A 24,479-nucleotide genomic window follows, 5' to 3' on the forward strand; every position below is an offset into this window, starting at 1 on the left:
TCTCCCCCTGATAGCAGGATTATTCGTAGACGGCAGTAGTATGAAGCAGTTGATCTGCAAAAGTGAAAATCTCATCTATTGAGCCAATTGGATGTCGAGTTTCTTTCTTTTCCGCGTCAAACAGGCCTATATATTTTTGGCGAGAGTTAAAATGTAATCTGCAAAGTGGTTTCCGGTTATTGTCATCCAGCAGGATTCCAAAATAACTTTGGGTATCCCTGGGGGCAATCCTGGCGACATCAAATTGCTGCCTGAGTATTGCTTTAACCACATTGAACGCTTCCATTTCTTCAATAGTGGTGTCTACTCTGGATTTTTCTTTATTGTTATCATTTTCGCTGTTGTCACTAGGCAGATCGCTCTCTGAGATTGATGAGACAGTTGAAGTACTGACACTATTACCTATTGCAGACTTCAATCTTGCATTGATGCTATCGTTGAGGAATTAGTTCAGTGCTTTCTTGCTGATATCAGTGAACGACTGTTTAACCCTGGCTGTCAGTACGCCATCATAAATACGAGATGCAAAGAATTTGACGAAATCCTCTTCTGGAGAAGCAAATTGCTCGGCAAGTAGTTTTTTGATCTGGCTAAGATATTTAAGTTCTCCTGCAGCATCAACAACGGACTCAACATCGAAGGCGGTTTTAGTCAGTTTTAATACCTCAGGAACGACATGCTCATCTATGTCCTCAAGATCCAATGTAAGAAATGGCTTTTCATCCATTTTATTTGGTGCATCCAGGTCGGTATAAAATTCATACTGAGCACCATTGGTGAGAATGCCAATTCTGGCATTGGTGACCGAGAAATAACGAAAGAGTTGGCCTGAGTGTTTTGCAGACAGCTTTTCACTGTATTTTTTACATTCAACCAGAATTTGAATCTGGCCATCCTTCAGAATGGCATAGTCAACCTTTTCTCCCTTTTTGATACCGGTATCTGCGGTGAACTCGGGGATTACCTCGGTGGGGTCAAAGACATCATAACCGAGAACACGATTGAGAAATGGCATGACAAAGGCATTTTTGGTCGCTTCTTCAGTCGTGATCATCGATGCTTGTTGCGCAATTTTTTTGGATAGACTCTGTAGCTGTTCTGAAAAATCCATTTCTTCCTCTCTGTATGGCAGCAAGGTGGTACTTTTTAACGCTATATTCCCCTCCATCATTTTCGGGCTGAATAATGGAGACTGGATACCCATAACCTCTGCTTATATTCAGCAAAGTGCCATACGATTCCAAGGATTGTATGCCTGAAACAGGATCTAGCTCACCGCTATTGAGTTTTATGTGAAGAATATTTGGCTCATTGTCGCAAAGAGCAATTAAAAGGGGCGCCTCGGCGCCCCTTCGGTTTATTCCCCCAGCAGCTGTTGCCAGACCGCCAGCACATGGCCGCGCTCCGGCAGCAGCCTGTCGTCGCCCACCTTGCGGGAGACCTCGGAGAGGTTGAGGCGATGGCCGAGGTTGCGGATCTCCAGATAGGCTTGCTTGAGCCCCTCTGCCTGCTCCAGGGTCAGCACCCCCGCCAGCACGCACTCATCGAAGATGCGTACGTTATCGGACCAGCGGGTGAGCGCCTCGGGTTCACCGCAGGCGTGGGCCAGCACCAGGTACTGGGCGATGAATTCGATGTCCACCATGCCGCCGGGGGACTGCTTGAGGTCGAACTCGCCAGCACCGGCCTTGAGCAGGTGATCCCGCATCTTGTGGCGCATCTCGCGCACCTCGCGGGCCAGGGTCGGCAGCTCCCGCTCCTTGGCCAGCACGGCGCGGCGAATGCGGGCAAACTCGGCGATCACCGCCTCATCGCCATAGATGGGACGGGCCCGCACCAGCGCCTGATGCTCCCAGGTCCAGGCCTCGTTTTGTTGATACAGCTCGTAGGCTGACAGCGACGAGACCAGCAGGCCGGAATCGCCGGAGGGGCGCAGCCGCATGTCGATCTCGTAGAGGATGCCGGACGGGGTGCGGGTGCTGAACAGGTGCAGGATCCGCTGGGCCAGACGCAGGTAGAACTGGCGGCTGTCGATGGGTTTGCGCCCGTCGGTATAGCTGTTGGGATCTCCACCGTGCAGGAACACCAGATCGAGATCCGAGCCGTAACCCAGCTCGATGCCGCCGAGCTTGCCATAGGCCACCACCGCAAAGCCGCGCTGACCGCTCACCGCCACCTCGGGCGGCACCCCGTAGCGCTCGCTCATCTGGACCCAGGCCTGATTGACTACCTCTTCGGTGATCGCTTCCGCCAGCCAGGTGAGGTGGTCGCTCACCTTCATCAGCGGCAGGGCGCCGGCGATGTCAGCCGCCACGATGCGCAGCAGCTGCACCTGTTTGAACTGGCGCAGCGCCTCCATCTGCTGCTCCACGTCCTCTTCGGGGATGCGCAGCAGGAACTGGCGCAGCTGGGGCTTGTACTGATCGAGCGGGGTGGGGTGGTAGAGGTGCTGGGGATCGAGCAGCTCGTCCAGCAGGATGGGGTAGCGGGCCAGCTGCTCGCTTACCAAATGGCTGGCATCACACAGCCGCACCAGCTGGCGCAGGGCGCCCGGGTTCTCCGCCAGCAGCTGCAGATAGGCGCTGCGGGTGAAGATGCGGGTCAGCAGCTCGCACACCCTCTCGAACAGGCGGGCGGGCTGCTCGCTGGCCACCACCAGTCGCAGCAGCTCCGGCATCAGCCAGTCCAGCGCGATGCGCCCCTGTGGGCCGACCTGACGGCGCTTGTACTCCTCCTTGAAGCGCAGCAGCGCGGCGCAGAGCGGGGCGGGCTCGGCCACCCCCTGCGCGGTCAGCAGTTTTTCCAGCTCGGCGGCGTCGAGCTCGGTGCGCCACAGATCGAGCCAGAGCTGCTCCAGATGGGCGGGGGCCTCTTTCTCTTCCCCCACCACGGCGGCGAACTCCTGATGGACGGCCGCCATCTCCTCATCCAGATGGGCCATGAAGGCACCCCAGTCCGTAAAGCCCAGAGCAGCGATCAGGCGCTGGCGATCCCGCTCCTCGGTGGGCAGGGTCTGGGTCTGCTGATCGCCGATCTCCTGCAATATGTTCTCGACCCGGCGCAGGAAGCGATAGGCCGTCAGCAGGCGGTCGCAGTGGTCGGCTTCGAGGGCGCCGCACTGGGCGATGGCGGCCAGCGCCTCCGGCAGGTGACGTACCCGCAGCGCAGGTTCACGACCGCCGCGAATAAGCTGCAGCGCCTGGGCGATAAACTCCACCTCGCGAATGCCGCCAGCCCCCAGCTTGATGTTGCCCTCCAGCCCCTTGCGGCGCACCTCGGCGGCGATCATCGCCTTCATCTGGCGCAGGCCGTCGATAACGCCGAAGTCGATATAGCGGCGAAACACGAAGGGGCGCAACATCTCGGCCAGCTCCACCGCATGTTCGCTCTGGGGCCCCAGCACCCGCGCCTTGACCATGGCGTAACGCTCCCAGTTGCGACCGTGATGCTGGTAGTAATCCTCCATGGCGGCAAACGAGATGGCGAGCGGCCCCGCGTCGCCAAAGGGGCGCAGCCGCATGTCGACTCGAAACACCTGGCCGTCGACCGTGCTCTGGTGCAGGGCATTGATGATGCGCTGGCCCAGCTTGATGAAGAATTGCTGGTTGGCGAGCTCACGCCGCCCACCCACCGTGTAGCCGTTCTCGGGGAAGGTGAAGATAAGGTCGATGTCCGAGGAAAAGTTGAGCTCGCCACCCCCCAGCTTGCCCATGCCGAGGATCAGCAGCGGCTGCGGGTTGCCGTTGCCATCCATGGGGGTGCCCAACTCGTTGCACTGCTTGGCGTAGAGCCAGTCGCGGGCGGCGCAGATGAGCGCATCCGCCAGTTTGGTGAGGTGGATAAAGCTCTCTTCCACTTCGGCGTGACCCAGCAGTTCGCGCCAGGCGATCACCAGCATGCGGCTGCGGCGGAACTGGCGCAGGATGCGCTTGAGCGCCTCCTCATCGTCCACCTCGGCCAGCAGTGCGGCCAGATCGCGTTGGTAGGCAGGCCAGCGCTCGGAGCGCTCAAGATCCCCGGAGGCCAGCAGCTCGGTCAGCAACTCCGGCTGTTTGAAGAGGGAATCGGCGACAAAATCGGAGAGGCCAAGCAGGGTCAGCAGAGTCTGGCGCACCGGCTCGGGTTGCGTGCCGTAGTCGGGGGCCAGTTCAGTCAGCCGTTGCCAGTGGCGCTGGGCCAGCTCCTGCAGCAGGGGGGAGAAGGCGGAGAAAGAGGGAGAGTGCTGGGCCACGGTTGCCGTCCTTGTGATTAACGAAACTGCCGGATAAAAAGCTGGCTGCCAATCTAGCACTGTCGGGCCCCCGCGTCACAGCGCAGGGGCGAGAAGCATGATCCGGCGGGAATTATCGGCAGCCGGCCATTCAGGTGCGCTGGTAGATATCGGGGTGGTAGATCTCCATCAGGCTGCCGGGGCTGGCGGGCGGCACGAAGCCGAAACCGGCGTAGAGGCCGTGGGCATCGGAGGTGGCGAGGGAGAGGCGACGCAATCCCTGCAGCTCGGGATGGTCGAGTATGGCTGCCACCAGTGCCTTGCTGTAGCCGCGGCCGCGATACTCTGGCAGGACAAACACGTCGGCCAGATAGCCGAAGGTGGCCCGGTCTGTGATGACCCGGGCGAAGGCGACCTGCTGACCGTCGAGGTAGCCGCCAAAGCAGAGCGAATGGTTGATGGCCCGCTGCAGGGTGGCAAGGGGAATGCCGCGACACCAGTAGGCCTGTTCAGACAGGAAACGGTGGATCAGCGGCACGTCGAGCCGCCCCTGGTCGGCGCTGATTTCAAGCGCAAGTACTGTGGTCTGCATCCTGGCTCCTTGCCGCGATGGAAAAAGAAAGGCCCCTCGTGGGGCCTTCCAGTCTAACCAGATTGTTGCGTGAAAGTCAGGCCAGCTTGAAGGCCTGAATATGAGTATCCAGCGTCTGGCTGTGGCGCTCCACCAGTTCGGAAGCCTCCTGCAGCTCGCGCAGTACCACGACGGAACCCTCCACCACCTGCTTGACCTGCTCCAGGTTGCCGCTCATCTCCTCAGCCACCGAGCTCTGCTGCTCGGAGGCGGCGGCGATCTGGCGGTTCATGTCGGCCACCCCCTGTACCCGTTGCACTATGGTGGCGAGCTGGTCGCCGGCCTGGGTCACCTGCTCCACCCCCTTGTCGGCCTGCTGCACGCTCTGGGCCATCAGCTCGGCCGCCTGGCGGGCATTGCCCTGCAACTGTTCGATCATCTTCTGGATCTCGACGGTGGCGGCCTGGGCCCGGTTGGCCAACTCGCGTACCTCGGAGGCGACCACCGCAAAACCGCGGCCCGCCTCGCCGGCACGGGCGGCTTCGATGGCGGCGTTTAGCGCCAGCAGGTTGGTCTGCTCCGAGATGCCGCGAATGGTGTCGACCACTGAGCCTATCTGATCGACCCCCTGTTCCACCTGGTTGACCACGGTGGAGGAGCGTTGAATGTTGCCGGAGAGGGTGTCGATGGTGTTGACGGTGGCAGCCACGCAGCGGCTCCCCTCTTCCGCCAGCTGGCTGGTTTCGGCAGTAGCGTGGGAGGCCTGCTCCGCATGGGCGGCCACCTCGCGGATGGCGCCCACCATCTGGCTCATGGCGCTGGCCAGCTGTTCAATCTGGGTGAACTCCTCGCTGATGGCCTCGTTGGCCTCCTCCATGCAGAGGGTCACCTGGGAGGCGATGTCGTTGAGCTCCTTGCAGGCGACGCGCTGGGTGCCGAATACCTCCTTGAGGTTCTCCTGAGAGTGGGCCACCGCCTTGGCGATGTCGCCGAATTCGTCACGGGACTTGAGCAGCACCCGGTGGCTCAGATCCTTGCGGGCGAAGCGTTCCAGCAGGCCCACCAGATAGTGCACCTGCTTGACCATCAGGCGCGAGCCGGTCAGCAGCAGTACCACGAAGACCAGCCCCATGATGGCGGTCTCCATCAGCCCGGTCCAGAGCAGGCTGTTGGCGATGGTATCTGCCTTGTCGGGGGCGATCCCTTCGCTGAGCAGGGTGGTTTCCAGATTGCTGGCGTCGAACCAGAGCTTGATCAGCAGCAGCACAGTACTGAACACCATGAGCAGTACCACTTTGGGTACCAGCCGGATATTGCTCATTCGCTTCTCCAGCGGGTTTAACTGCATAATATTTCTCCTTTTAATGACCGGTTTTCCTTTGTCCTCAGGGCTATCGGCATTATCTTCCTTTTTATTAATTCGCACCGTGCCTAAAGTGGGAAAATGTATGCGCCATCACTTAACTCATCTACGCGCCATGGATCTGTTGATGGCGTTTCTGTCGGTGATCTCGGTTGTGCTGGTCACGGCCCGCTGGTGGGGTCATCAAACCCTGGCCCCCCAGACCCTGCAGCTCTTCTATGACGTCGACAGCCTGATCTGCTACTTCTTCCTCGGTCACTTCGCCTATGGCTGGATCCGGGCCCCCGACCGGATGGCCTTCTTCAAGGCCAACTGGTTCTATCTGCCGGGCAGTCTGCCCATGGTGGAGCAGCTGCGCTGGGCCCGACTCATCCAGTTGTGGCGGATCTACCAGCTGCTGCGGGATCAGCCGGATCTGCTGGCCATGTTTCGCCGCGAGCGCAACGAGACCACCCTCTCCGGCATCCTGTTTCTGTTCTTCCTGCTGCTGGGGGTGGGGTCAGGGGTGATGTACTGGGTCGAGTCGGGCCAGCCCGGCAGCCAGATCCAGACTCCCTACGATGCCTTCTGGTGGACGCTGGTGACCCTCTCCACCGTGGGGTACGGCGATCTGGTGCCCAAGACGGAGGAGGGGCGCTTCGTCGCCAGCCTGTTGATCCTGTTCGGGGTCGGTCTGTTCGGTGCCATCAGCGGTTTCATGGCCAGCCTGTTCCTGCAGCCGGGACGGGGGGATGTGGAGCTGGAGAAGTGGCGCCATCACCAGAGCGCACAGCAGGATCTGCTGCTGCAGGAGCTGCGTGCCCTGCGGGCCGAAGTGAAGGCACTGAAACAGAAATAGGCAGCGGCGTCCGGAATGGTCGCGTCGCGATAGAGACAAGTTGCGAGCCACCTCTCAGCTCGGGGGGGAGCCCTTTTCTTTGCTTGTCCTTTGACCCGCCGGCGGCTTAACATTCGCCAGTCACCTAACCAAACGAAGAGAACCGATCGACCATGCGCGCCCTTCTCGGGATCCTGATCTGCTTGTGTGCCCAACAGGCACTGGCCGATACCCGCTATGTTTCAGACAACATCTTTACCTTTATTCACAATGGTCCGGGCACCCAGTACCGGATCCTTGGCAGCGTCAAGGCGGGTGAGCCGCTGGACGTCAAGGCAGTGAACAACGAGGCCGGTTTTACCCAGGTGGTGGACGGTCGCGGCCGTGAGGGCTGGATCAAGAGCAGCGAGTTGCAGGGCGAGATCAGCCTGCGCGAGCGGCTGCCCCAGGTACAGAAAGAGCTGGAAGAGGCCAAGGCCCGCCTGCTGAACCTCAACGGTGACAACGAGAAACGCTTCGCCGAGAAGGATGGCAAGATCGCCGAGCAGAGCAAGGAGATCGCCACCCTCAAGGCCCAGCTGGCCAGCCAGGGCGAGGAGATGGGCAACCTCAAGGAACAGAACGACGCCCTGACCCAGAGCTACGACAACCAGGAGCACGACATGCAGATGGATTGGTTCATCCGCGGTGGTGCCATGGTGGGTGGCGGCATCCTGCTCGGCATCCTGCTGCCCATGCTGCCCCGTCGCCGCAGCCGCGGTGATCGCTGGATGAACTGACAACCGCTGTCGGCAGCAGCGTGAAGGGTCGCCATGGCGACCCTTCTTTTTTGCCTGGCGAAAAATTGTATACAAAATAAGGCGATGAATTTTGCCTGATAGGCATATGGCGCCGATATAGTGCGCCATATGAGCCAATCAGCGATCTTTGTTAATAACAGGCAACAATTTCATTTCATCTATGGGTTGATATTGTATACATTATCGGCGTTTCGGCGGCACGACCGCCTTCGTCGATATCAGCCCTAGGGCGTACAGGAAGACCCCATATGTTCAAAGCTACCCAAGTGCTTGCCGCTGACTACATTCCCTCCGATCTGGCCGCCCTGCGCGAAGCCATCACCCAGAACTACGTGGTGGATGAAAATGCCTATCTGGCCGAACTGTCGGCCATGCTGCCGGGGGATGGCGCCTCGCTGGAACGGGTGACCCAGCGTGCCCGCACCCTGGTGACCAAGGTGCGCAAGGAGAGCGGCTCCGGCGACGGCATCGACGCCTTCCTGCAGGAGTACAGCCTGGATACCCAGGAGGGGATCATCCTGATGTGCCTGGCGGAGGCGCTGCTGCGCATTCCCGATGCCGAGACCGCCGATGCCCTGATCAAGGACAAGCTCTCCGGCGCCAACTGGTCGTCCCATTTTCGCAAGAGCGACTCCACCCTGGTGAACGCCTCCACCTGGGGGCTGATGCTGACCGGCAAGATCATCAAGCTGGACAAGAAGCTGGACGGCAACCCGGCCAACCTGCTTGGCCGCATGGTCAACAAGCTGGGGGAGCCGGTGGTGCGCTCCGCCATGTACGCCGCCATGAAGATCATGGGCAAACAGTTCGTGCTGGGGCGCGACATGAAAGAGGCCCTCAAGGCGAGCCGCAAGTCCCGCGAGAAGGGTTACACCCACACCTATGACATGCTGGGGGAGTCCGCCCTGACCCTGGCCGATGCCGACAAGTATTTCGGTGACTACCAGCGCGCCATCGAGGCGGTGGGCGGCGAGCGCATCAGCGACGGCGGCCCGGCCCCTTCCATCTCCATCAAGCTGTCGGCGCTGCATCCGCGTTATGACGTGGCCAACCGCGAGCGGGTGCTCGGCGAGATGTGCGAGCGGCTGGTGGGGCTGGTGCGTCTGGCCCGCGACAAGGACGTGGCCATCAGCATCGATGCCGAAGAGATGGACCGTCTCGAGCTCTCTCTGGACTTGTTCGAGCAGCTCTACCGCTCCGACGCCAACCGTGGCTGGGGCAAGCTCGGCATGGTGGTGCAGGCCTACTCCAAGCGCGCCCTGCCGGTACTTTGCTGGCTCACCGCGCTGGCCCGCGAGCAGGGAGATATCATTCCGGTGCGGCTGGTGAAGGGCGCCTACTGGGACAGCGAGCTGAAATATGCCCAGCAGGCCGGCCTGCCCGGCTACCCGCTGTTTACCCGCAAGGCGGGTACCGACATCTCCTACCTCGCCTGCGCCCGCTACCTGCTGAGCGAGCCGACCCGCGGCTTCATCTCGCCCCAGTTTGCCACCCACAACGCCAACACCGTGGTCAGCATTCTGGAGATGGCCGGCGATCGCCAGTTCGAATTCCAGCGCCTGCACGGCATGGGGGAGGAGCTGCACAACGCGGTACTGAACGAGCAGCCAGGTCTGCACTGCCGCATCTATGCGCCGGTGGGGGCCCACAAGGATCTGCTGCCCTACCTGGTGCGCCGCCTGCTGGAGAACGGGGCCAACACCTCCTTCGTCCACAAGCTGGTGGACCCCAATACCCCGGTCGACTCCCTGGCCGAACACCCGCTGCGCACCCTCAAGCGCTACTCCAGCCTGGCCAACGACCGCATTCCGCAGCCTGTGAACCTGTTCAGCGACCGTAAGAACTCCAGCGGCGTCAACATGAACATCGTCTCCATCCAACGCCCCTTCTTCGCCAAGCTGAAGGAGCTGGAGAGCAAGCAGTGGCTGGCGGGCCCCATCGTCGATGGCGAGACCCTCAAGCGCAACGAGGCCCGCGTGGTGCTGAGCCCGCAGGATGTGAGCCTGACCGTTGGCAAGATCCACTGGGCCGACGAGCAGGCGGTGGAGCAGGCGCTGGCCTCGGCCCATGCCGCCTTCCCGCGCTGGCGCGAGACCCCGGTGAGCGAGCGTGCTGCCGCCCTTGAGAAGCTGGCGGATCTGCTGGAAGCGAACCGCGAGCAGTTCATCTCCTTGTGTACCCGCGAGGCGGGCAAGTTGCTGCAGGACGGCATCGACGAGGTGCGCGAGGCGGTGGACTTCTGCCGCTACTACGCGGTGCAGGCCCGTGGCCTGATGGGGCAGGCTACCCTGCTGCCCGGCTACACCGGCGAGATGAACGAGCTGTTCCTGCAGGGCCGCGGCGTGTTCGTCTGCATCAGCCCGTGGAACTTCCCGCTGGCGATTTTCCTGGGCCAGGTCGCCGCGGCACTGGCCACCGGCAACACAGTCATCGCCAAGCCGGCCGAGCAGACCGGCCTCATCGCCCACCTGGCGGTGACCCTGGCTCATCAGGCCGGCATTCCGGGCGACGTGCTGCAACTGCTGCCGGGTGACGGCGCCACCGTGGGTGCCAAGCTGACGGCGGATGCCCGCATCGGCGGCGTCTGCTTCACCGGCTCCACCGAGACCGCCAAGCTCATCAACATGACCCTGGCCCAGCGCGATGGCGCCATCCTGCCGCTTATCGCCGAGACCGGTGGCCAGAACGCCATGATCGTCGACTCCACCGCCCTGCCGGAGCAGGTGGTGCGCGACGTGGTGAGCGCCGCCTTCCAGAGCGCCGGCCAGCGCTGCTCCGCCCTGCGGGTGCTCTACCTGCAGGAAGAGATCGCGCCGCGGGTGCTGGAGATCCTGACTGGTGCCCTGCAGGAGCTCAAAGTGGGCAACCCGGCCGAGCACAACACCGACGTCGGCCCGGTCATCGACGCCGAGGCCAAGGCCGGGCTGGATGCGCACCTGGTGCACATGATCCCGCGTGCCCGCCTGATCGCTCAGGCGCCGATGCCGGCGGTGACCCTGGGAGGCCACTTCGTCCAGCCGACCGCGCTGGAGATTGGCTCCATCCGCGAGCTGACCCGCGAGCAGTTCGGCCCTATCCTGCACGTAGTGCGCTACGCCGCGCGGGATCTGGACAAGGTGATCGCGGATATCAACGGTACCGGCTACGGCCTGACGCTGGGGATCCACAGCCGCAACGAATCCCATGCCGAGGAGCTGGCGAGCCGCATCAACGTGGGCAACGTCTATATCAACCGCAACCAGATCGGCGCCATGGTCGGGGTGCAGCCGTTCGGCGGGCAGGGCCTCTCCGGCACCGGTCCCAAGGCGGGCGGCCCCCATTACCTGAGCCGCTTTGTGACCGAGAAGACTCGCACCATCAACACCACGGCGGTGGGCGGCAACGCCTCCCTGCTGGCGATGGGCGACGCCTGATCGACCGTGACCGACATCAGGCCGCCTGCGGGCGGCCTTTTTCATGGGCATTCTCATGGGTATTGAAAAGCCGCCATCTTGGGGTCGCCACCCGGCTTGCCGCGTCTTAAGATGGTGGCCGGTTGTCGCTTTCATCCGTCACCGCCGCCCAGTCCCGGGCGCGCATCCCGACCGACGTCACAACAAAGAGTGCTGCATCTATGCCATTAACCGAACAGGCCCGCTGGTTCGTGCTGGGGGGCGATCACCTCGTCCTGCTGGATGACCAGGGGCGCATTCCACAAGGCCCCCGCGCCTGTCTGCCCAGCCACTTGCAGCATGCTGCCTTTGAGCGCTTTGACGAGTGGGACGGGCTGCCCTGCCTGCTGCTCGATCTGGGGGGGGCGGCTGACACCGAGGCCCTGACCCCACTGCGCCAGCTGATGGTGGCCGGGGATGAAACGGGCTTTCAGCTGGCTGGCCGCGCCTGGCAGCTCGCCACCTTTCGCCGGACCCACCGCTTCTGCGGCGAGTGCGGCGCCCCCATGAGCCCGAAGGCGGGGGAGTGGGCGCAAGGGTGCCGCCATGGCCACGTCGTCTATCCGCGTATCTCCCCCTGCATCATCGTGGCGGTGCGCAAGGGGCCCGCCATCTTGCTGGCGGCCCACCGCCGTCACTATCAGGCCGAGGATCCCATGTATACCGTGCTGGCCGGTTTTGTGGAGGCGGGGGAGAACCTCGAGCAGTGCGTGGCTCGGGAGGTGTTCGAGGAGAGCGGCATCCGGGTGACCAACGTGCGTTACGTGGCGAGCCAGCCCTGGCCGTTTCCCCACAGCCTGATGATGGGCTTCACCGCCGATTATGAGAGCGGCGAGATCCGGGTGCAGGACGAGGAGCTGGTGGCGGCCGATTTCTTCGAGGCCGGTGCGCTGCCACGGCTGCCGCCCCACGGCACCATAGCGCGGCGGCTCATCGAGCTTTGCCTCGGCGAGCAGGCCTGAGGGATGCAATGAGGGATGCAAAGAGGGGCGCTTGTTTGCGCCCCTTCACATCTTTGCACTCCAACGGCAGTGGCTGGCGTTTGAGCCGCCCCCCGCCGCGCACAAAGTGGTATCATATCCGCCATTTTATGCTGGATATGAACTCAGGAACTGGGATGAAAGAGCTGAAGAACGATCGTTACCTGCGTGCCCTGCTGCGCCAGGAAGTGGACATGACCCCGGTATGGATGATGCGCCAGGCTGGCCGCTATCTGCCGGAATACAAGGCCACCCGCGCCCAGGCGGGGGATTTCATGTCCCTGTGCCGCAACGCCGAGCTGGCTTGTGAGGTCACCCTGCAGCCGCTGCGCCGCTATCCGCTCGATGCCGCTATCCTCTTCTCCGACATCCTCACCGTGCCCGATGCCATGGGCCTGGGTCTCTACTTCGAGCAGGGTGAAGGCCCGCGCTTCGAGCGTCCGATCACCTCCATGGCCGACGTGCAGGCGCTGCCGGTGCCGGATCCGGAAGACGAGCTGGGCTACGTGATGAACGCGGTGCGCACCATCCGCCGTGAGCTCAAGGGCGAAGTGCCGCTCATCGGCTTCTCCGGCAGCCCCTGGACCCTGGCCACCTACATGGTGGAGGGGGGCAGCTCCAAGGCGTTCACCAAGATCAAGCAGATGATGTACGCAGAGCCGCAGACCCTGCACCTGCTGCTCGACAAGCTGGCCGACAGCGTGATTGCCTATCTCAACGCCCAGATCAAGGCGGGTGCCCAGGCAGTCATGGTGTTCGATACCTGGGGCGGCGTGCTCACCCCGCGCGATTACCGCGACTTCTCCCTGCAGTACATGCACAAGATCGTCGATGGCCTGATCCGCGAGCACGACGGTCGCCGCGTGCCGGTCACCCTGTTCACCAAGAACGGTGGCCAGTGGTTGGAGCAGATCGCCGCCACCGGTTGCGATGCGCTGGGTCTGGACTGGACCACCGACATCGCCGACGCCAAGCGCCGGGTCGGCGACAAGGTGGCGCTGCAGGGCAACATGGACCCCTCCATGCTCTACGCCAGCCCGGCTCGCATCCGTGAAGAGGTCGCCTCCATCCTGGCCGGTTTCGGTCACGGCAACGGCCACGTCTTCAACCTGGGTCACGGCATCCATCAGGATGTGAACCCGGAGCATGCCGGCGTGTTCGTCAACGCGGTACACGAGCTGTCAGCCCAGTACCACGGCCGCTGAGCGCCGTCGACAACACAATAAACAACGGGGCCTGCGGGCCCCGTTTTGCTGTCTGCGGCGGGGGCTGCATCCTGACCGCCGCTCGGGTTACACTGCAACCCGGTAGAGGGCTGCCGACTTCAGGCGGGCACGGCAGCGTGCACCCCGGAGCTGGCGCCCTGCGGTCATGGCTGGAGGCAGGATGAGCAACAGGTTGTTGGATTGGGGTATCGACCTTGGCGGTACCAAGTGCGAGTGCGTGGTACTGGACGGGGACGAGGTGCTGCTGCGTCATCGCATTCCTACCGAACGTGCCGGCGGTTATGACCACATGATCGGCCAGATCGCCAAGCTGGTGGTAGAGTGCGCCGACAAGCTCGGCCAGCGGCCGACCCTCATCGGCATGGGGACGCCGGGGGCGCGGGATCCGCAAACCGGCCTGATGAAGAACTGCAACACCACCGAGCTCAACGGCAAGCCGTTCAAGGAAGATCTGGAGCGCCGGCTCGGCGTGCCGGTGCTTATCGCCAACGACGCCAACTGCTTCGCGCTGGCGGAAACCCATCTGGGAGCCGTGCGCCAGCACCACCCTGATGCCAAGGTAGTGTTCGGCATCATCATGGGCACCGGAGTGGGCTCCGGCATCGTCATCAACGGCCGCATCCTCAACGGCCACCACGGCATCGCCGGCGAGTGGGGCCACAACGTGCTCTCACCCGACGGCCCCGAGTGCTACTGCGGCAAGCGCGGCTGCGTCGAGACCTTCATCAGCGGCCCGGCGCTGGAGGCCTGGTACGAGGCCAAGGCCAAGCGTCACCTGCCGCTGGCCAAGATCGCGGCGGCGACGGCTCACGACCACGTGGCCAAGCTCACCATCGACCGGCTGCATCTGCTGTTTGGCCAGGCGCTGGCCAACGTGGTCAACATCCTGGACCCGGATGTGATCGTCATCGGCGGCGGGGTCGGCAACGTGCAGAGCCTGTACAGCGTGGGACGGGAGACTATTTTGCCCTTCCTCTTTAATCCCCGCTTCGCCACCCCCATTATTGCTCCAGCCCTGGGGGACAGCGCCGGGGTATTCGGGGCGGCACTGCTGGCCCGCGGTGAATTTCAGGATGCCCTGCTGTCGTGAGTCAACCATCCGCTTGTCCCTTTGTCCATGCTGAGGACCCGGAATTTTCATGATCAAGATTGCCATCAACGGGTACGGGCGGATCGGCCGCAACGTGCTGCGGGCCCTCTACGAGAGCGGCCGCGACAAGAACATCAAGATAGTGGCCATCAACGAGCTGGCCGCCCCCGAGGCCATGGTGCACCTGACCCGCTTCGACACCAGCCACGGTCGGTTCCACCATCCGGTGCAGCTGGCCGGCAACAGCATGCTGGTGGGGGAGGATCTCATCTCCCTGTTTGCCGAGAAAGACCCGTCCAGATTGCCATGGCGGGCGCTGGGGGTGGATGTGGTGCTGGATTGCACCGGGGTGTTCGGCTCGCGGGCCGATGCCGAGCTGCATCTGGCGGCGGGGGCGGGCAAGGTGTTGTTCTCCCATCCGGCCGAGGCGGACGTGGACGCTACCATCGTCTACGGAGTCAACCATCAGGTGCTGACCGGGCGCGAGCGGATCGTCTCGAACGCCTCCTGCACCACCAACTGCGTGGTCCCCGTCATCGAAACATTGCATCGAGAATTCGAGATAAATTGTGGTACTATTACGACAATTCATTCGGCCATGCATGATCAGCAAGTCATCGATGCCTACCACAGCGACTTGCGCCGAACCCGCGCCGCCAGCCAGTCCATCATCCCGGTGGATACCAAGCTGGCCAAGGGGTTGGAGCGGATCCTTCCCCACTTCGCCGGCAAGTTCGAGGCGATCGCGGTACGGGTACCGACCATCAATGTAACGGCAATGGATCTCAGTATTACTGTTCGTAAAAAAGTGACGGTTACTGACGTAAATCAAGCCCTGCAACGGGCATCCAGAGGTACATTAAGCGGTATTCTGGATTACACGGAAGAGCCACTGGTCTCCGTAGACTTTAATCATGATGCTCACTCCTGCATCATTGATGGTACCCAGACCCGGGTCAGCGATGCCAACCTCGTCAAGATGTTGATGTGGTGTGATAACGAATGGGGCTTCGCCAACCGCATGCTGGATACCACCCGGGCCATGATGGCCGCAGGCTGAGAGCCTGCACCGGGCGCAAGGTTACTGTTTTTAACATTACCTGAAAATATAGAGGACTGAATATGTCTGTTATCAAGATGACTGACCTGGATCTGGCGGGCAAACGCGTTCTGATCCGTGCTGACCTGAACGTGCCGGTAAAAGACGGCAAGGTCACCTCCGATGCACGTATCGTTGCGACTCTGCCGACCATCAAGCTGGCTCTGGAAAAGGGCGCCAAGCTGATGATCACCTCCCACCTGGGTCGTCCGACCGAGGGTGAATACAACGAAGAATTCTCCCTGGCTCCGGTTGTCAACTATCTGAAAGACGCACTGTCCTGCCCGGTTCGTCTGGCCAAAGACTACCTGGATGGCGTAGAAGTCGCCGCCGGTGAGCTGGTTGTGCTGGAAAACTGCCGCTTCAACAAAGGCGAGAAGAAGAACACCGAAGAGCTGGCCAAAAAATACGCCGCCCTGTGTGACGTCTTTGTAATGGATGCGTTCGGTACTGCTCACCGCGCCGAAGGCTCCACCTACGGTGTGGCCCAGTTCGCACCGGTCGCCTGTGCCGGCCCGCTGCTGGCTGGTGAACTGGAAGCCCTGGGCAAAGCCATGCTGAAGCCCGAGCGCCCGATGGTTGCCATCGTTGGCGGCTCCAAGGTCTCCACCAAGCTGACCGTACTGGAATCCCTCTCCAAGATCGCTGACCAGCTGGTGGTTGGTGGTGGCATCGCCAACACCTTCATCGCTGCTGCCGGTCACAACGTCGGCAAGTCTCTGTGCGAGCACGACCTGATCGACACCGCCAAGAAACTGGCTGCCGAAACCAACATCCCGGTGACCACCGACGTGGTTGTGGGTGCCGAGTTCTCCGAGTCCACCCCGGCCACCATCAAGTCCGTCTCTGAGGTGACCGACGGCGACATGATCTTCGACATCGGCCCTGACTCTGCCAAGGCCCTGGCCGACATCATCATGAACGCCAAGACCATCCTGTGGAACGGCCCGGTCGGCGTGTTCGAGTTTGACCAGTTCGCTGAAGGCACCAAGGTGATCGCCGAAGCCATCGCGGCTTCTCCGGCCTTCTCCATCGCGGGCGGTGGTGACACCCTGGCCGCCATCGACAAGTTCGGCATCGCCGACAAGGTCTCCTACATCTCCACCGGCGGCGGCGCCTTCCTGGAGTTCGTGGAAGGCAAGGTACTGCCGGCTGTTGCGATTCTGGAACAGCGCGCCAAAGCCTAATTGACCCGAGACGGGGGGCAAAAGCCTCCCGTTTCGTTTATCATGTGGCCGCTGTGCCGGTTCATGATGAACCCCCCATTTTTTATTAACGGCATACGAGACAGGACGATTAAACATGTCTAAGAAAATTTTCGACTTCGTAAAACCGGGCGTGATCACTGGTGATGACGTTCAGAAAGTGTTCGCCATCGCGAAAGAGAACGGCTTCGCTCTGCCGGCAGTCAACTGCGTCGGTACCGACTCCGTGAACGCCGTGCTGGAAGCTGCCGCCAAGGTGAAAGCGCCGGTTATCGTTCAGTTCTCCAACGGTGGTGCTGCATTCACCGCTGGTAAGGGTCTGAAGCTGGAAGGTCAGCAGGCTGCCATCATCGGTGCCATCTCCGGTGCCAAGCACGTGCACGCCGTTGCCGAAGCTTACGGTGTACCGGTCATCCTGCACACCGACCACGCTGCCAAGAAGCTGCTGCCGTGGATCGACGGTCTGCTGGAAGCGGGCGAGAAGCACTTCGCTGAAACCGGCAAGCCGCTGTTCTCCTCCCACATGCTGGATCTGTCCGAAGAGTCTCTGGAAGAGAACATCGACATCTGCTGCGAGTACCTGACCCGCATGGCCAAGATGAACATGACTCTGGAACTGGAACTGGGTTGCACCGGCGGCGAAGAAGACGGCGTCGACAACAGCCACATGGATCAGTCCGCTCTGTACACCCAGCCGGAAGACGTGGCCTACGCCTACGAGCGTCTGTCCAAGATCAGCCCGCGCTTCACCATCGCTGCCTCCTTCGGCAACGTGCACGGTGTCTACAAGCCGGGTAACGTCAAGCTGACCCCGTCCATCCTGGACGCTTCCCAGAAGTACGTGTCCGAGAAGTTCGGCATTCCGGCCAAGTCTCTGGACTTCGTATTCCACGGTGGCTCAGGTTCCACTCTGGAAGAGATCCGCGAGTCCATCTCCTACGGCGTAGTGAAGATGAACATCGACACCGACACCCAGTGGGCGACCTGGGAAGGCATCCTGGACTTCTACAAGACCAACGAAGCCTACCTGCAAGGTCAGCTGGGCAACCCGGAAGGCGCCGACAAGCCGAACAAGAAGTTCTACGATCCGCGTGTATGGCTGCGTGCCGGTCAGACTTCCATGATCAAGCGTCTGGAACAGGCTTTCTCCGACCTGAACGCCATCAACGTACTGTAATTCGTTACAGCACCTTGATTGCATGAAAAGGCGCCCTGCGGGGCGCCTTTTGCATGAGTGCGGATCGCGATGGGCGGTCGGCTCGTGACAAGGCGTCCTTTGGGGCGCCTTTTGCATTTCTGTGATCCCGGCGGGCTGGATTGGCGGCGGGGGCCTGCGTATTATCGATGACAGGCCGTTTATTTTAGTAAACGCAATGGGACCAGGGCAGGATGCTGAACATGCAGGGAAAGCACAACACACATCAGGAACACGTGGCCTCCTATTACGCGGCCACCCGCAATGACAATCAGCAGTGGCCAGAGCTCAGCGGGGAGTGCAATGCCGAGGTCTGCATCATAGGCGGCGGCTTCACCGGTCTCAATACCGCCATCAATCTGGCCGAGGCTGGCTACAAGGTGGTGCTGCTGGAAGCCAACCGTATCGGCTGGGGCGCCTCCGGGCGCAACGGTGGTCAGCTCATTCGCGGTATCGGTCACGACACCAGCCAGTTCGCCCGCTGGATTGGTGAAGAGGGTGTGCGCGAGCTGGATCTGATGGGGCTGGCGGCGGTCGAACTGGTGCGCGAGCGAGTCGAGCGTTTCAACATCGACTGCGACCTGCGCTGGGGTTACTGCGATCTGGCCACCCGTCAGCGCCATCTGGCCGGCTTCGAAGATGAGCTCGCGCACCTGGCGAGCCTCGGCTACCGGCACGAGCTGAAACTGGTGGCGCGCGAAGATATGCATACAGTGGTGGGATCGGATCGCTACATCGGCGGCATGATCGACATGGGCTCCGGCCACCTGCACCCTCTCAATCTGGCGCTGGGTGAGGCGCGCGCGGCGGCCAGCCTGGGGGTGGCGCTGTTTGAACAATCCAGAGTGGTGCACATCGACTATGGCGAGCGGCTGCAGGTCACCACGGCCCACGGCCGGGTCAGCGCCGACTACCTGGTGATCGGTTGCAACGCTTATCTTAACGACCTCAACCCCGAGCTGGGGGGCAAGGTGCTGCCGGCGGGCTCCTACATCCTCGCCACCGAGGTGCTGGAGAAACGGCTGCGCCAGCGCCTGCTGCCGCAAAACATGGCGGTGTGCGATCAGAACGTGACGCTCGACTACTACCGCCTCTCCGCCGACGGCCGCCTGCTGTTTGGCGGAGCCTGCAACTACTCGGGACGGGATCCTCGCGACATCAAGGCCTTCATGCTGCCCAAGCTGCTGCGGGTGTTTCCCGAGCTGGCGGAGACCGCCATCGAGTTCCAGTGGGGCGGCATGATAGGCATAGGGGCTAACCGGCTGCCCCAGATCGGCCGCCTGGCGGATCATCCCAACGTCTTCTATGCCCAGGCCTATTCCGGCCACGGCCTCAACGCTACCCATATGGCGGGCAAGCTGGTAGCGGAGGCGATCAGGGGGGAGAGCCGGGGGCTGGATCTGTTTGGCCGCGTGCCGCACATGACCTTCCCCGGCGGCCCGGCGCTGCGTTCGCCCTTGCTGGCGCTCGGTATGCTCTGGTATCGCTTCAAGGATCTGTTCTAAGCGAGTCAGGGCTTGCCACGGCTCGGCAAGCGGTTGCCGCCCCGTTTGCCGGCCAGCCGGATTTATCCTGCCGTTGCCTCGCTTTATAGTCGGAGTTGTCAAAAATCCATCATGCGCCAATTTCTTGTGCTGATCAGAGGAACACAGCGGATTGGCGCGGGGTTTGCCATCTGTGAACGGGGTTCGAGCCGCTGAGGATCAGCGGCGGCCCCGCTCAGGAGATCAGGACAATGACAACAAACGTAACAGCCGCGGGAAGCGTCGGCTCGCTGGCGCAACTGTTGGCAACGCGCAGCGGCGAACGGCAGGAGAGACCAGAGATGCCGCCCCCGCCGCCCCCCGGTGCGAGCAACAAGATGGAGCAGGATCTCAAGTCGGTGCTGGCCGAGCTGGGCCTGTCGGGCAAGAGCGAGGAAGAGAGCGGTGAGAGTACCGAGAGTACCGCCGCCAGCGGTGGTTCACTCGATTCCTTCATGGCGAGCCTGATGGATGCCCTGCACGCTCAGCAGGAGGGGAGCAAGGCCATCGCCACTGGCAGCAGTGACAATCCCATGAAGCTGGATCTGCAGAGCCTGCTGGGTCAGCTGGATGGGGAAGGGGAGCCTGGCAGCGAGGTGAGCGCTCTGCAGAGTCAATTCTCCAGCCTGCTGGAGAGCAGCGGCAACAGCGGTAGCGGGGTGACTCTGAAGGATCTGTTGTCGGCCTTTGCCAGCAAGATCCCGAGCGACGCGCCCGACCGGAAGGGTTATATGGTGGATACCCAGGCCTGAGTCGGCCCGGGTTGCCTGGCCGGGGCCGCGTCAGTGAGCGGGCTCGGCCAGACGCCAGCCCTGTTCGGTCTTCATCATCCACACTTCGGCCTGCTGCGGCAGCACCTGGCCCGCCTCGAACTCGCCGTATTTGCGCTCCAGCTCCATCAGCCCCATCTCCTGCTGGAAGGGGCCGACCCTGTCATAGACCAGATCCTCGTCCTGCAGCACCTGCAACTGCTCCAGTCCCCGCTTGAAGTGGAGCTGGTAGCTCACCTTGACCAGATAGACCCCCTCCATGCGCTCTTCCTTGTCCAGAATGGCGAAGTCGCTGATCTCGAACAGATTGGCGTCGGTGTCGGCCTGCAGTTTGGCGGTGACCTGGGTCCGGATTGCCTCTTCACCTGGACCTGCGTAACAGCCATAGAGCCAGAGGGCCAGCAGGGGGATGAACCACTTTTTCATCAAAACTCCGGACGAACGAGACGGGAAAGGGCAAATTTTGCCATGCTGCCGACCATATACAAGGGATTGCCAGAAAAATCAGTCAGTAAGGGGTGAGAGGGAGGGGGCGTGCCCGGAAGGGGCAGGGTCGATGGCTCGCTCCAGCACGATCACCTCGGCCCGGTAGCCGGCCAGCTCGCGGCGATAGCACTCGGTGAACCCTCGGCGCTGCCAGAAGGACAAGGCGGCCTCATTGCTGGCAATGACCGACAGGCGCAGCCGGGTTGCGCCCCAGGAGCGAGCCAGCGTGCAGGCGTGCAGATAGAGCGCCTGACCGCGGCCGGCCCCCTGCCAGGGCTCGCCCACCAGCAGCAGCCCCAGATAGGCGGTGGTGGGTTCGGGATAGCCGCGCAGCAGATCGAGCACGGCGGTAAGCTCCCCCGCCTCCCAGCACCCGATCACCCGTTTGGCAGAGAAGGGCAGCGTCGGCGGACAGGCCGTGAGCGCCTCCTCTGCTGCCTGGGCGCAGAGCGGCGCGTGACTTATCGCAGCCTGATAGGCTGGAGCCAGTTCGAACAGCCGCTGCAGGGCGGGCGCATCGCTTGCCTGCAGCTGACGCAGCTCAGTTGGCATCGCCAATCCTGTCCAGCTGACCGAGGAACTCGGCGGGCCCCATAAAGCCGGTCACCCGCTGGCCGCTCACTTCATTGCCGGCGCGGTCGAAGAAGATGAGGGTCGGCAGGCCCAGCACGTTGAGGCCGTTGAGCAGTTCCACATCGGCATCGTCGTTGGCGGTGACGTCCGCCTGCAGCAGTACCATCTGGCCGAAGCGCTCGCGCACGGCGGGGTCACTGAAGGTCTTGTGTTCGAACTCCTTGCAGGCCACGCACCAGTCGGCATAGAGATCGAGCAGCACCGGCTTGCCGCGGGCGGCGGCCAGCTGGGTCTTGAGATCGTCCAGGGTCTTGATGCGGATGAAGGCCGGCGCCTCGGTCTGAGCGGCAGTGCTGGCACCCTGGGGTGGCAGCAGCAGATCCTTGCCCACCACCACGGCACTGATCATCGCCAGCAGCAGCACGAAACCGCGCAGGCTGCGCCCCACCGAATGTTGCTGGTGCTGGTTGTGATGGTAGAGGTAGCCGCACAGCAGCAGCCCCCAGCCGAGCCAGGCCAGGGTGGCGACCTGATCGCTCCACAGCCTGGAGAGCAGCAGGATGGGCACCGCCAGCAGCGCAAACCCGAACAGCTGCTTGATCACGTCCATCCAGGCGCCCGCCTTGGGCAGCAGCTTGCCGCCCGAGGTGCCGAGCAGCAGCAGCGGCAGCCCCATGCCGAGCGACAGGGCGTAGAGGGCCGCGCCGCCGAGCCAGAGATCGCCGCTCTGGGCCACGTAGATGAGGGCGCCAGAGAGGGGGGCCGTGGTGCAGGGGGAGCAGACCAGGCCGGAGATCATCCCCATGATGCCGACCCCGAGCACGGAGCCGCCCTGCTGGCGGTTGGAGAGACCGGAGAGTCGGGTCTGCAGGCTGCTCGGCAGTTGCAGGGTGTAGAGCCCGAACATGGAGAGGGCCAGCAGCACGAACATCACCGAGAGCCCGATCAGCACATAGGGGTGCTGCAGCGCGGCCTGGAATTTCAAGCCTGCCGACGCCACCACCAGCCCGAGCAGGGTGTAGGTGACCGCCATCCCCTGCACGTAGACGAAGGAGAGCAGGAAGGCGCGGCGGGTGGAGAGGCGATGGCCGGCCCCGGCGATGATCCCGGTCAGGATGGGATACATGGGGAAGACGCAGGGGGTGAAGGCGAGGCCGAGCCCCAGTGCGAAGAAGGCGGCGACGCTGAGCCAGAAACCCTGGCTGCCGAGGGCGGCCGCCAGCTGATCTTGCTGGCTGCTGGCCGGGGCCGGCGTGGGCGCATCGACCTGGTCATGTGGCGGCTCAGCGACGAGGGGCTCGACGGCGATCCGCTTGTCGGTCGGGGGATAGCAGAGGCCGTCGGTGCAGCCCTGATAGCTGATCTTGAGGCTGGCCTGCTGGCCCGCTTCGGTCAGGGTGACGGGGATCTGCACCTCCCGGTAATAGACCTGGGTCTTGCCGAAGAAGTCGTCTTCATGATCGGTACCGGCGGGCAGCACCGGCTCCTCGAAGGTGAGGTTCTCGCCCTGGAAGCTGAAGCGGTGGCGGTAGAGGTAGTAGTCGTCGGCGATGCGCAGGCGCAGCAGCAGCCGGTTGCCCTGCTGTTCGCTCTCGAGGACGAACGCCTCGTCCACTTTCAGAAATTTGGGCTGGGCGCTGGCCTCTATGCCGAGGGCACTCAGCAGATCCGTGCTGCTGGCCCGGGCCGGCAGTGAGCCGAGCCCGGCCAGCAGGGCGCAGAGCAACAGCAGGGAAGAGAGCAGGCGAAACGGCGTCATGAGGTTTCCTGTTTTATCCAGTCGAGATAGGGCTGGTGGCCCTGGCTTGTCGGCAGCGCCAGGATCTCCGGCACCTCATAGGGGTGATGAGCAAGAATGCACTGGCGCAGCGGCTCGAACAGGGCGGCGTGCGACTTGATGATGAGCTGGATCTCCGTGGCCCGTTCAATCCGGTCCTGCCAGCGATAGACGGAGGTGAGGCCGGGCAGCTGGTTGATGCAGGCCGCCAGTCGCCGATCGAGCAGTTGTTCGCAGATGAGGTCGGCACTGGCCTCATCCGGGCAGGTGCAAAGCACCAGAATGGCGTCAGTCATGGTGAAATTTCTCGTCCGTACCGGGCGGCAAGGCGCCCGCAAACCAGTGGCTACTATACCTAGCGACGGGTCAAATAGCATCTGGCGCACTTTGCGGCTGCGACATGAAAATAAGTGGGGGGCATGAGATAGACGCTGTCAGAGCGACAAGGCAGAATGAGCGGGCTTGTTCCCATTCGACGTAAGGAAATGTATGACCCAACAGAATGAGCAGCAGAGAAACCGCATGTTGAGCCTGTTGCGCGAAGGTGAGCGCCGTATGTTGGTGCAACTGGCCGGTCTGCTGCGTACCAGTGCCGATGAAATCAATGCCGAGCTGGAAAGAGAGGAGTTGCTGGAGACCCTGGAGCAACCGGTCACGGTGGAGTATCTCAACGGCGTGGTGCAGCACCATCTGTTCGAGCGCCTGCACAAGGGTGACATGGTGGCGGCCCAGCGTCTGCTGACCCAGTACCAGAGCGACCTTGAGGCCATGCTGACCCAGGAGGTCGAGGCAGAGGCCCAGACCGAAGAGCTGAAGGCACAAGCCTGAAGGCCGCGGCAGGCCCGCCGGGCTTGTCCTCCCCCAGCACCATCATGCCTCTTGCATGATGGTGCCTCGTTTTTCCCACCGTTTGTTGCCGTCGTTCAACCCAGTGCGTTCTGCTGCCACTGACCCGGGATCGGGTACACCTTGTCGTAGCTCCAGTTGTAGACGAAGGCGTAGACCAGATAGAAGGTCACGAAGCCGATATTGAGCGCCAGCGCCGCCAGCAGGGCGAGATCCAGCCACCAGGCGATGACCGGCAGGGTGAGCGCCATGAAGCCCCCTTCAAAGCCGAACGCATGGACCACGCGCTGCCACAAGGTCTTGTGCGGGTGCCCCTGGTACTTGAGCAGCAGCTTGTCGAAGCCGATGTTGTAGACATAGTTCCAGACGGTGGCCAGTACCGAGAACAGGACGGCCAGCGGCCCCATGTGGCTGAGCTCGATGCCTGTGATCCAGCTGGCCAGGGGGGCTGCGATGAGCAGACCTATCACTTCAAAGCCGATAGCGTGGCGGATACGGTCATTGCGGGTACGCATAA

At 62.3% G+C, this 24,479-nt stretch carries 20 protein-coding genes and 1 pseudogene; 12 read left to right on the forward strand and 9 right to left on the reverse strand.

What is annotated here, in order from left to right:
• Positions 1–19: 19 nt before the first annotated feature.
• The 4 genes and pseudogenes from ACB033_RS18450 to ACB033_RS18465 form a co-directional block, all read right to left on the reverse strand.
• Positions 20–1,111, reverse strand: a pseudogene (locus ACB033_RS18450) (type I restriction endonuclease).
• A gap of 246 nt (positions 1,112–1,357) precedes the next feature.
• The gene (glnE, locus tag ACB033_RS18455) at positions 1,358–4,231 is read right to left on the reverse strand and encodes a bifunctional [glutamate--ammonia ligase]-adenylyl-L-tyrosine phosphorylase/[glutamate--ammonia-ligase] adenylyltransferase (protein ID WP_162519855.1); all 2,874 of its coding nucleotides are present in this window, start codon (positions 4,229–4,231) and stop codon (positions 1,358–1,360) included.
• 130 nt (positions 4,232–4,361) lie between these two features.
• Positions 4,362–4,802 carry a GNAT family N-acetyltransferase gene (locus ACB033_RS18460; RefSeq protein ID WP_139725123.1) on the reverse strand — a complete coding sequence of 147 codons (441 nt, stop codon included), beginning with the start codon at positions 4,800–4,802 and terminating at the stop codon, positions 4,362–4,364.
• A gap of 76 nt (positions 4,803–4,878) precedes the next feature.
• Entirely contained in the window at positions 4,879–6,129 is a 1,251-nt protein-coding gene (locus ACB033_RS18465; RefSeq protein ID WP_017764774.1) for a methyl-accepting chemotaxis protein, read from the reverse strand.
• A 31-nt stretch (positions 6,130–6,160) separates the two neighbouring features.
• On the opposite strand from ACB033_RS18465, the gene ACB033_RS18470 reads away from it, so the two are divergent.
• The 11 genes from ACB033_RS18470 to ACB033_RS18520 all read left to right on the forward strand — a co-directional run bounded on the left by ACB033_RS18470 (position 6,161) and on the right by ACB033_RS18520 (position 20,262).
• Complete coding sequence (locus tag ACB033_RS18470) at positions 6,161–6,982, forward strand: potassium channel family protein (protein WP_017764773.1); 822 nt, start codon at positions 6,161–6,163, stop codon at positions 6,980–6,982.
• A 152-nt stretch (positions 6,983–7,134) separates the two neighbouring features.
• Complete coding sequence (locus ACB033_RS18475) at positions 7,135–7,740, forward strand: TIGR04211 family SH3 domain-containing protein (RefSeq protein WP_005309324.1); 606 nt, start codon at positions 7,135–7,137, stop codon at positions 7,738–7,740.
• Between the two features lie 269 nt (positions 7,741–8,009).
• A complete protein-coding gene (putA, locus tag ACB033_RS18480) occupies positions 8,010–11,174 on the forward strand; it encodes a bifunctional proline dehydrogenase/L-glutamate gamma-semialdehyde dehydrogenase PutA (protein ID WP_244366386.1) in 3,165 nt (1,054 codons plus the stop codon).
• Positions 11,175–11,374: 200 nt separating this feature from the next.
• Complete coding sequence (nudC, locus tag ACB033_RS18485; RefSeq protein WP_206866435.1) at positions 11,375–12,154, forward strand: NAD(+) diphosphatase; 780 nt, start codon at positions 11,375–11,377, stop codon at positions 12,152–12,154.
• A 155-nt stretch (positions 12,155–12,309) separates the two neighbouring features.
• A complete protein-coding gene (hemE, locus tag ACB033_RS18490; RefSeq protein WP_010635049.1) occupies positions 12,310–13,377 on the forward strand; it encodes a uroporphyrinogen decarboxylase in 1,068 nt (355 codons plus the stop codon).
• A 181-nt stretch (positions 13,378–13,558) separates the two neighbouring features.
• Positions 13,559–14,488 (forward strand): ROK family protein, encoded by a 930-nt coding sequence (locus ACB033_RS18495; RefSeq protein WP_139725120.1) that lies wholly within the window; start codon positions 13,559–13,561, stop codon positions 14,486–14,488.
• A gap of 49 nt (positions 14,489–14,537) precedes the next feature.
• The gene (gene epd / locus ACB033_RS18500; RefSeq protein WP_054544128.1) at positions 14,538–15,548 is read left to right on the forward strand and encodes an erythrose-4-phosphate dehydrogenase; all 1,011 of its coding nucleotides are present in this window, start codon (positions 14,538–14,540) and stop codon (positions 15,546–15,548) included.
• A 62-nt stretch (positions 15,549–15,610) separates the two neighbouring features.
• Entirely contained in the window at positions 15,611–16,774 is a 1,164-nt protein-coding gene (locus ACB033_RS18505; RefSeq protein WP_139725119.1) for a phosphoglycerate kinase, read from the forward strand.
• A gap of 115 nt (positions 16,775–16,889) precedes the next feature.
• Complete coding sequence (fbaA, locus tag ACB033_RS18510; protein ID WP_005309342.1) at positions 16,890–17,969, forward strand: class II fructose-bisphosphate aldolase; 1,080 nt, start codon at positions 16,890–16,892, stop codon at positions 17,967–17,969.
• A gap of 221 nt (positions 17,970–18,190) precedes the next feature.
• Entirely contained in the window at positions 18,191–19,492 is a 1,302-nt protein-coding gene (locus ACB033_RS18515) for an FAD-binding oxidoreductase (RefSeq protein WP_139725118.1), read from the forward strand.
• A gap of 230 nt (positions 19,493–19,722) precedes the next feature.
• Positions 19,723–20,262, forward strand: a complete 540-nt coding sequence (locus ACB033_RS18520) for a hypothetical protein (RefSeq protein ID WP_233422795.1) — start codon at positions 19,723–19,725, stop codon at positions 20,260–20,262.
• Between the two features lie 30 nt (positions 20,263–20,292).
• Here ACB033_RS18520 and ACB033_RS18525 read toward each other — a convergent pair whose 3' ends face one another.
• The 4 genes from ACB033_RS18525 to cutA form a co-directional block, all read right to left on the reverse strand.
• Complete coding sequence (locus tag ACB033_RS18525) at positions 20,293–20,706, reverse strand: hypothetical protein (RefSeq protein WP_005309347.1); 414 nt, start codon at positions 20,704–20,706, stop codon at positions 20,293–20,295.
• Positions 20,707–20,784: 78 nt separating this feature from the next.
• A complete protein-coding gene (locus ACB033_RS18530; protein ID WP_371140672.1) occupies positions 20,785–21,318 on the reverse strand; it encodes a GNAT family N-acetyltransferase in 534 nt (177 codons plus the stop codon).
• A complete protein-coding gene (locus tag ACB033_RS18535; RefSeq protein WP_139725116.1) occupies positions 21,308–23,098 on the reverse strand; it encodes a protein-disulfide reductase DsbD in 1,791 nt (596 codons plus the stop codon). The genes ACB033_RS18530 and ACB033_RS18535 overlap by 11 nt, the downstream gene beginning before the upstream one ends.
• Complete coding sequence (gene cutA / locus ACB033_RS18540; protein ID WP_139725115.1) at positions 23,095–23,412, reverse strand: divalent-cation tolerance protein CutA; 318 nt, start codon at positions 23,410–23,412, stop codon at positions 23,095–23,097. Before cutA ends, ACB033_RS18535 begins: the two co-directional genes overlap by 4 nt.
• A gap of 193 nt (positions 23,413–23,605) precedes the next feature.
• Here cutA and ACB033_RS18545 point away from each other — a divergent pair, with 193 nt between their 5' ends.
• On the forward strand, positions 23,606–23,944 hold the full coding sequence (locus ACB033_RS18545; RefSeq protein ID WP_162518826.1) for a hypothetical protein: 339 nt from the start codon (positions 23,606–23,608) through the stop codon (positions 23,942–23,944).
• 95 nt (positions 23,945–24,039) lie between these two features.
• On the opposite strand, the gene ACB033_RS18550 is transcribed toward ACB033_RS18545, so the two are convergent.
• Entirely contained in the window at positions 24,040–24,477 is a 438-nt protein-coding gene (locus tag ACB033_RS18550; RefSeq protein ID WP_005309357.1) for a PACE efflux transporter, read from the reverse strand.
• Positions 24,478–24,479 lie beyond the last annotated feature (2 nt).

It is taken from the genome of Aeromonas sp. S15(2024) (assembly GCF_041402265.1).
GTDB lineage: Bacteria > Pseudomonadota > Gammaproteobacteria > Enterobacterales > Aeromonadaceae > Aeromonas > Aeromonas dhakensis.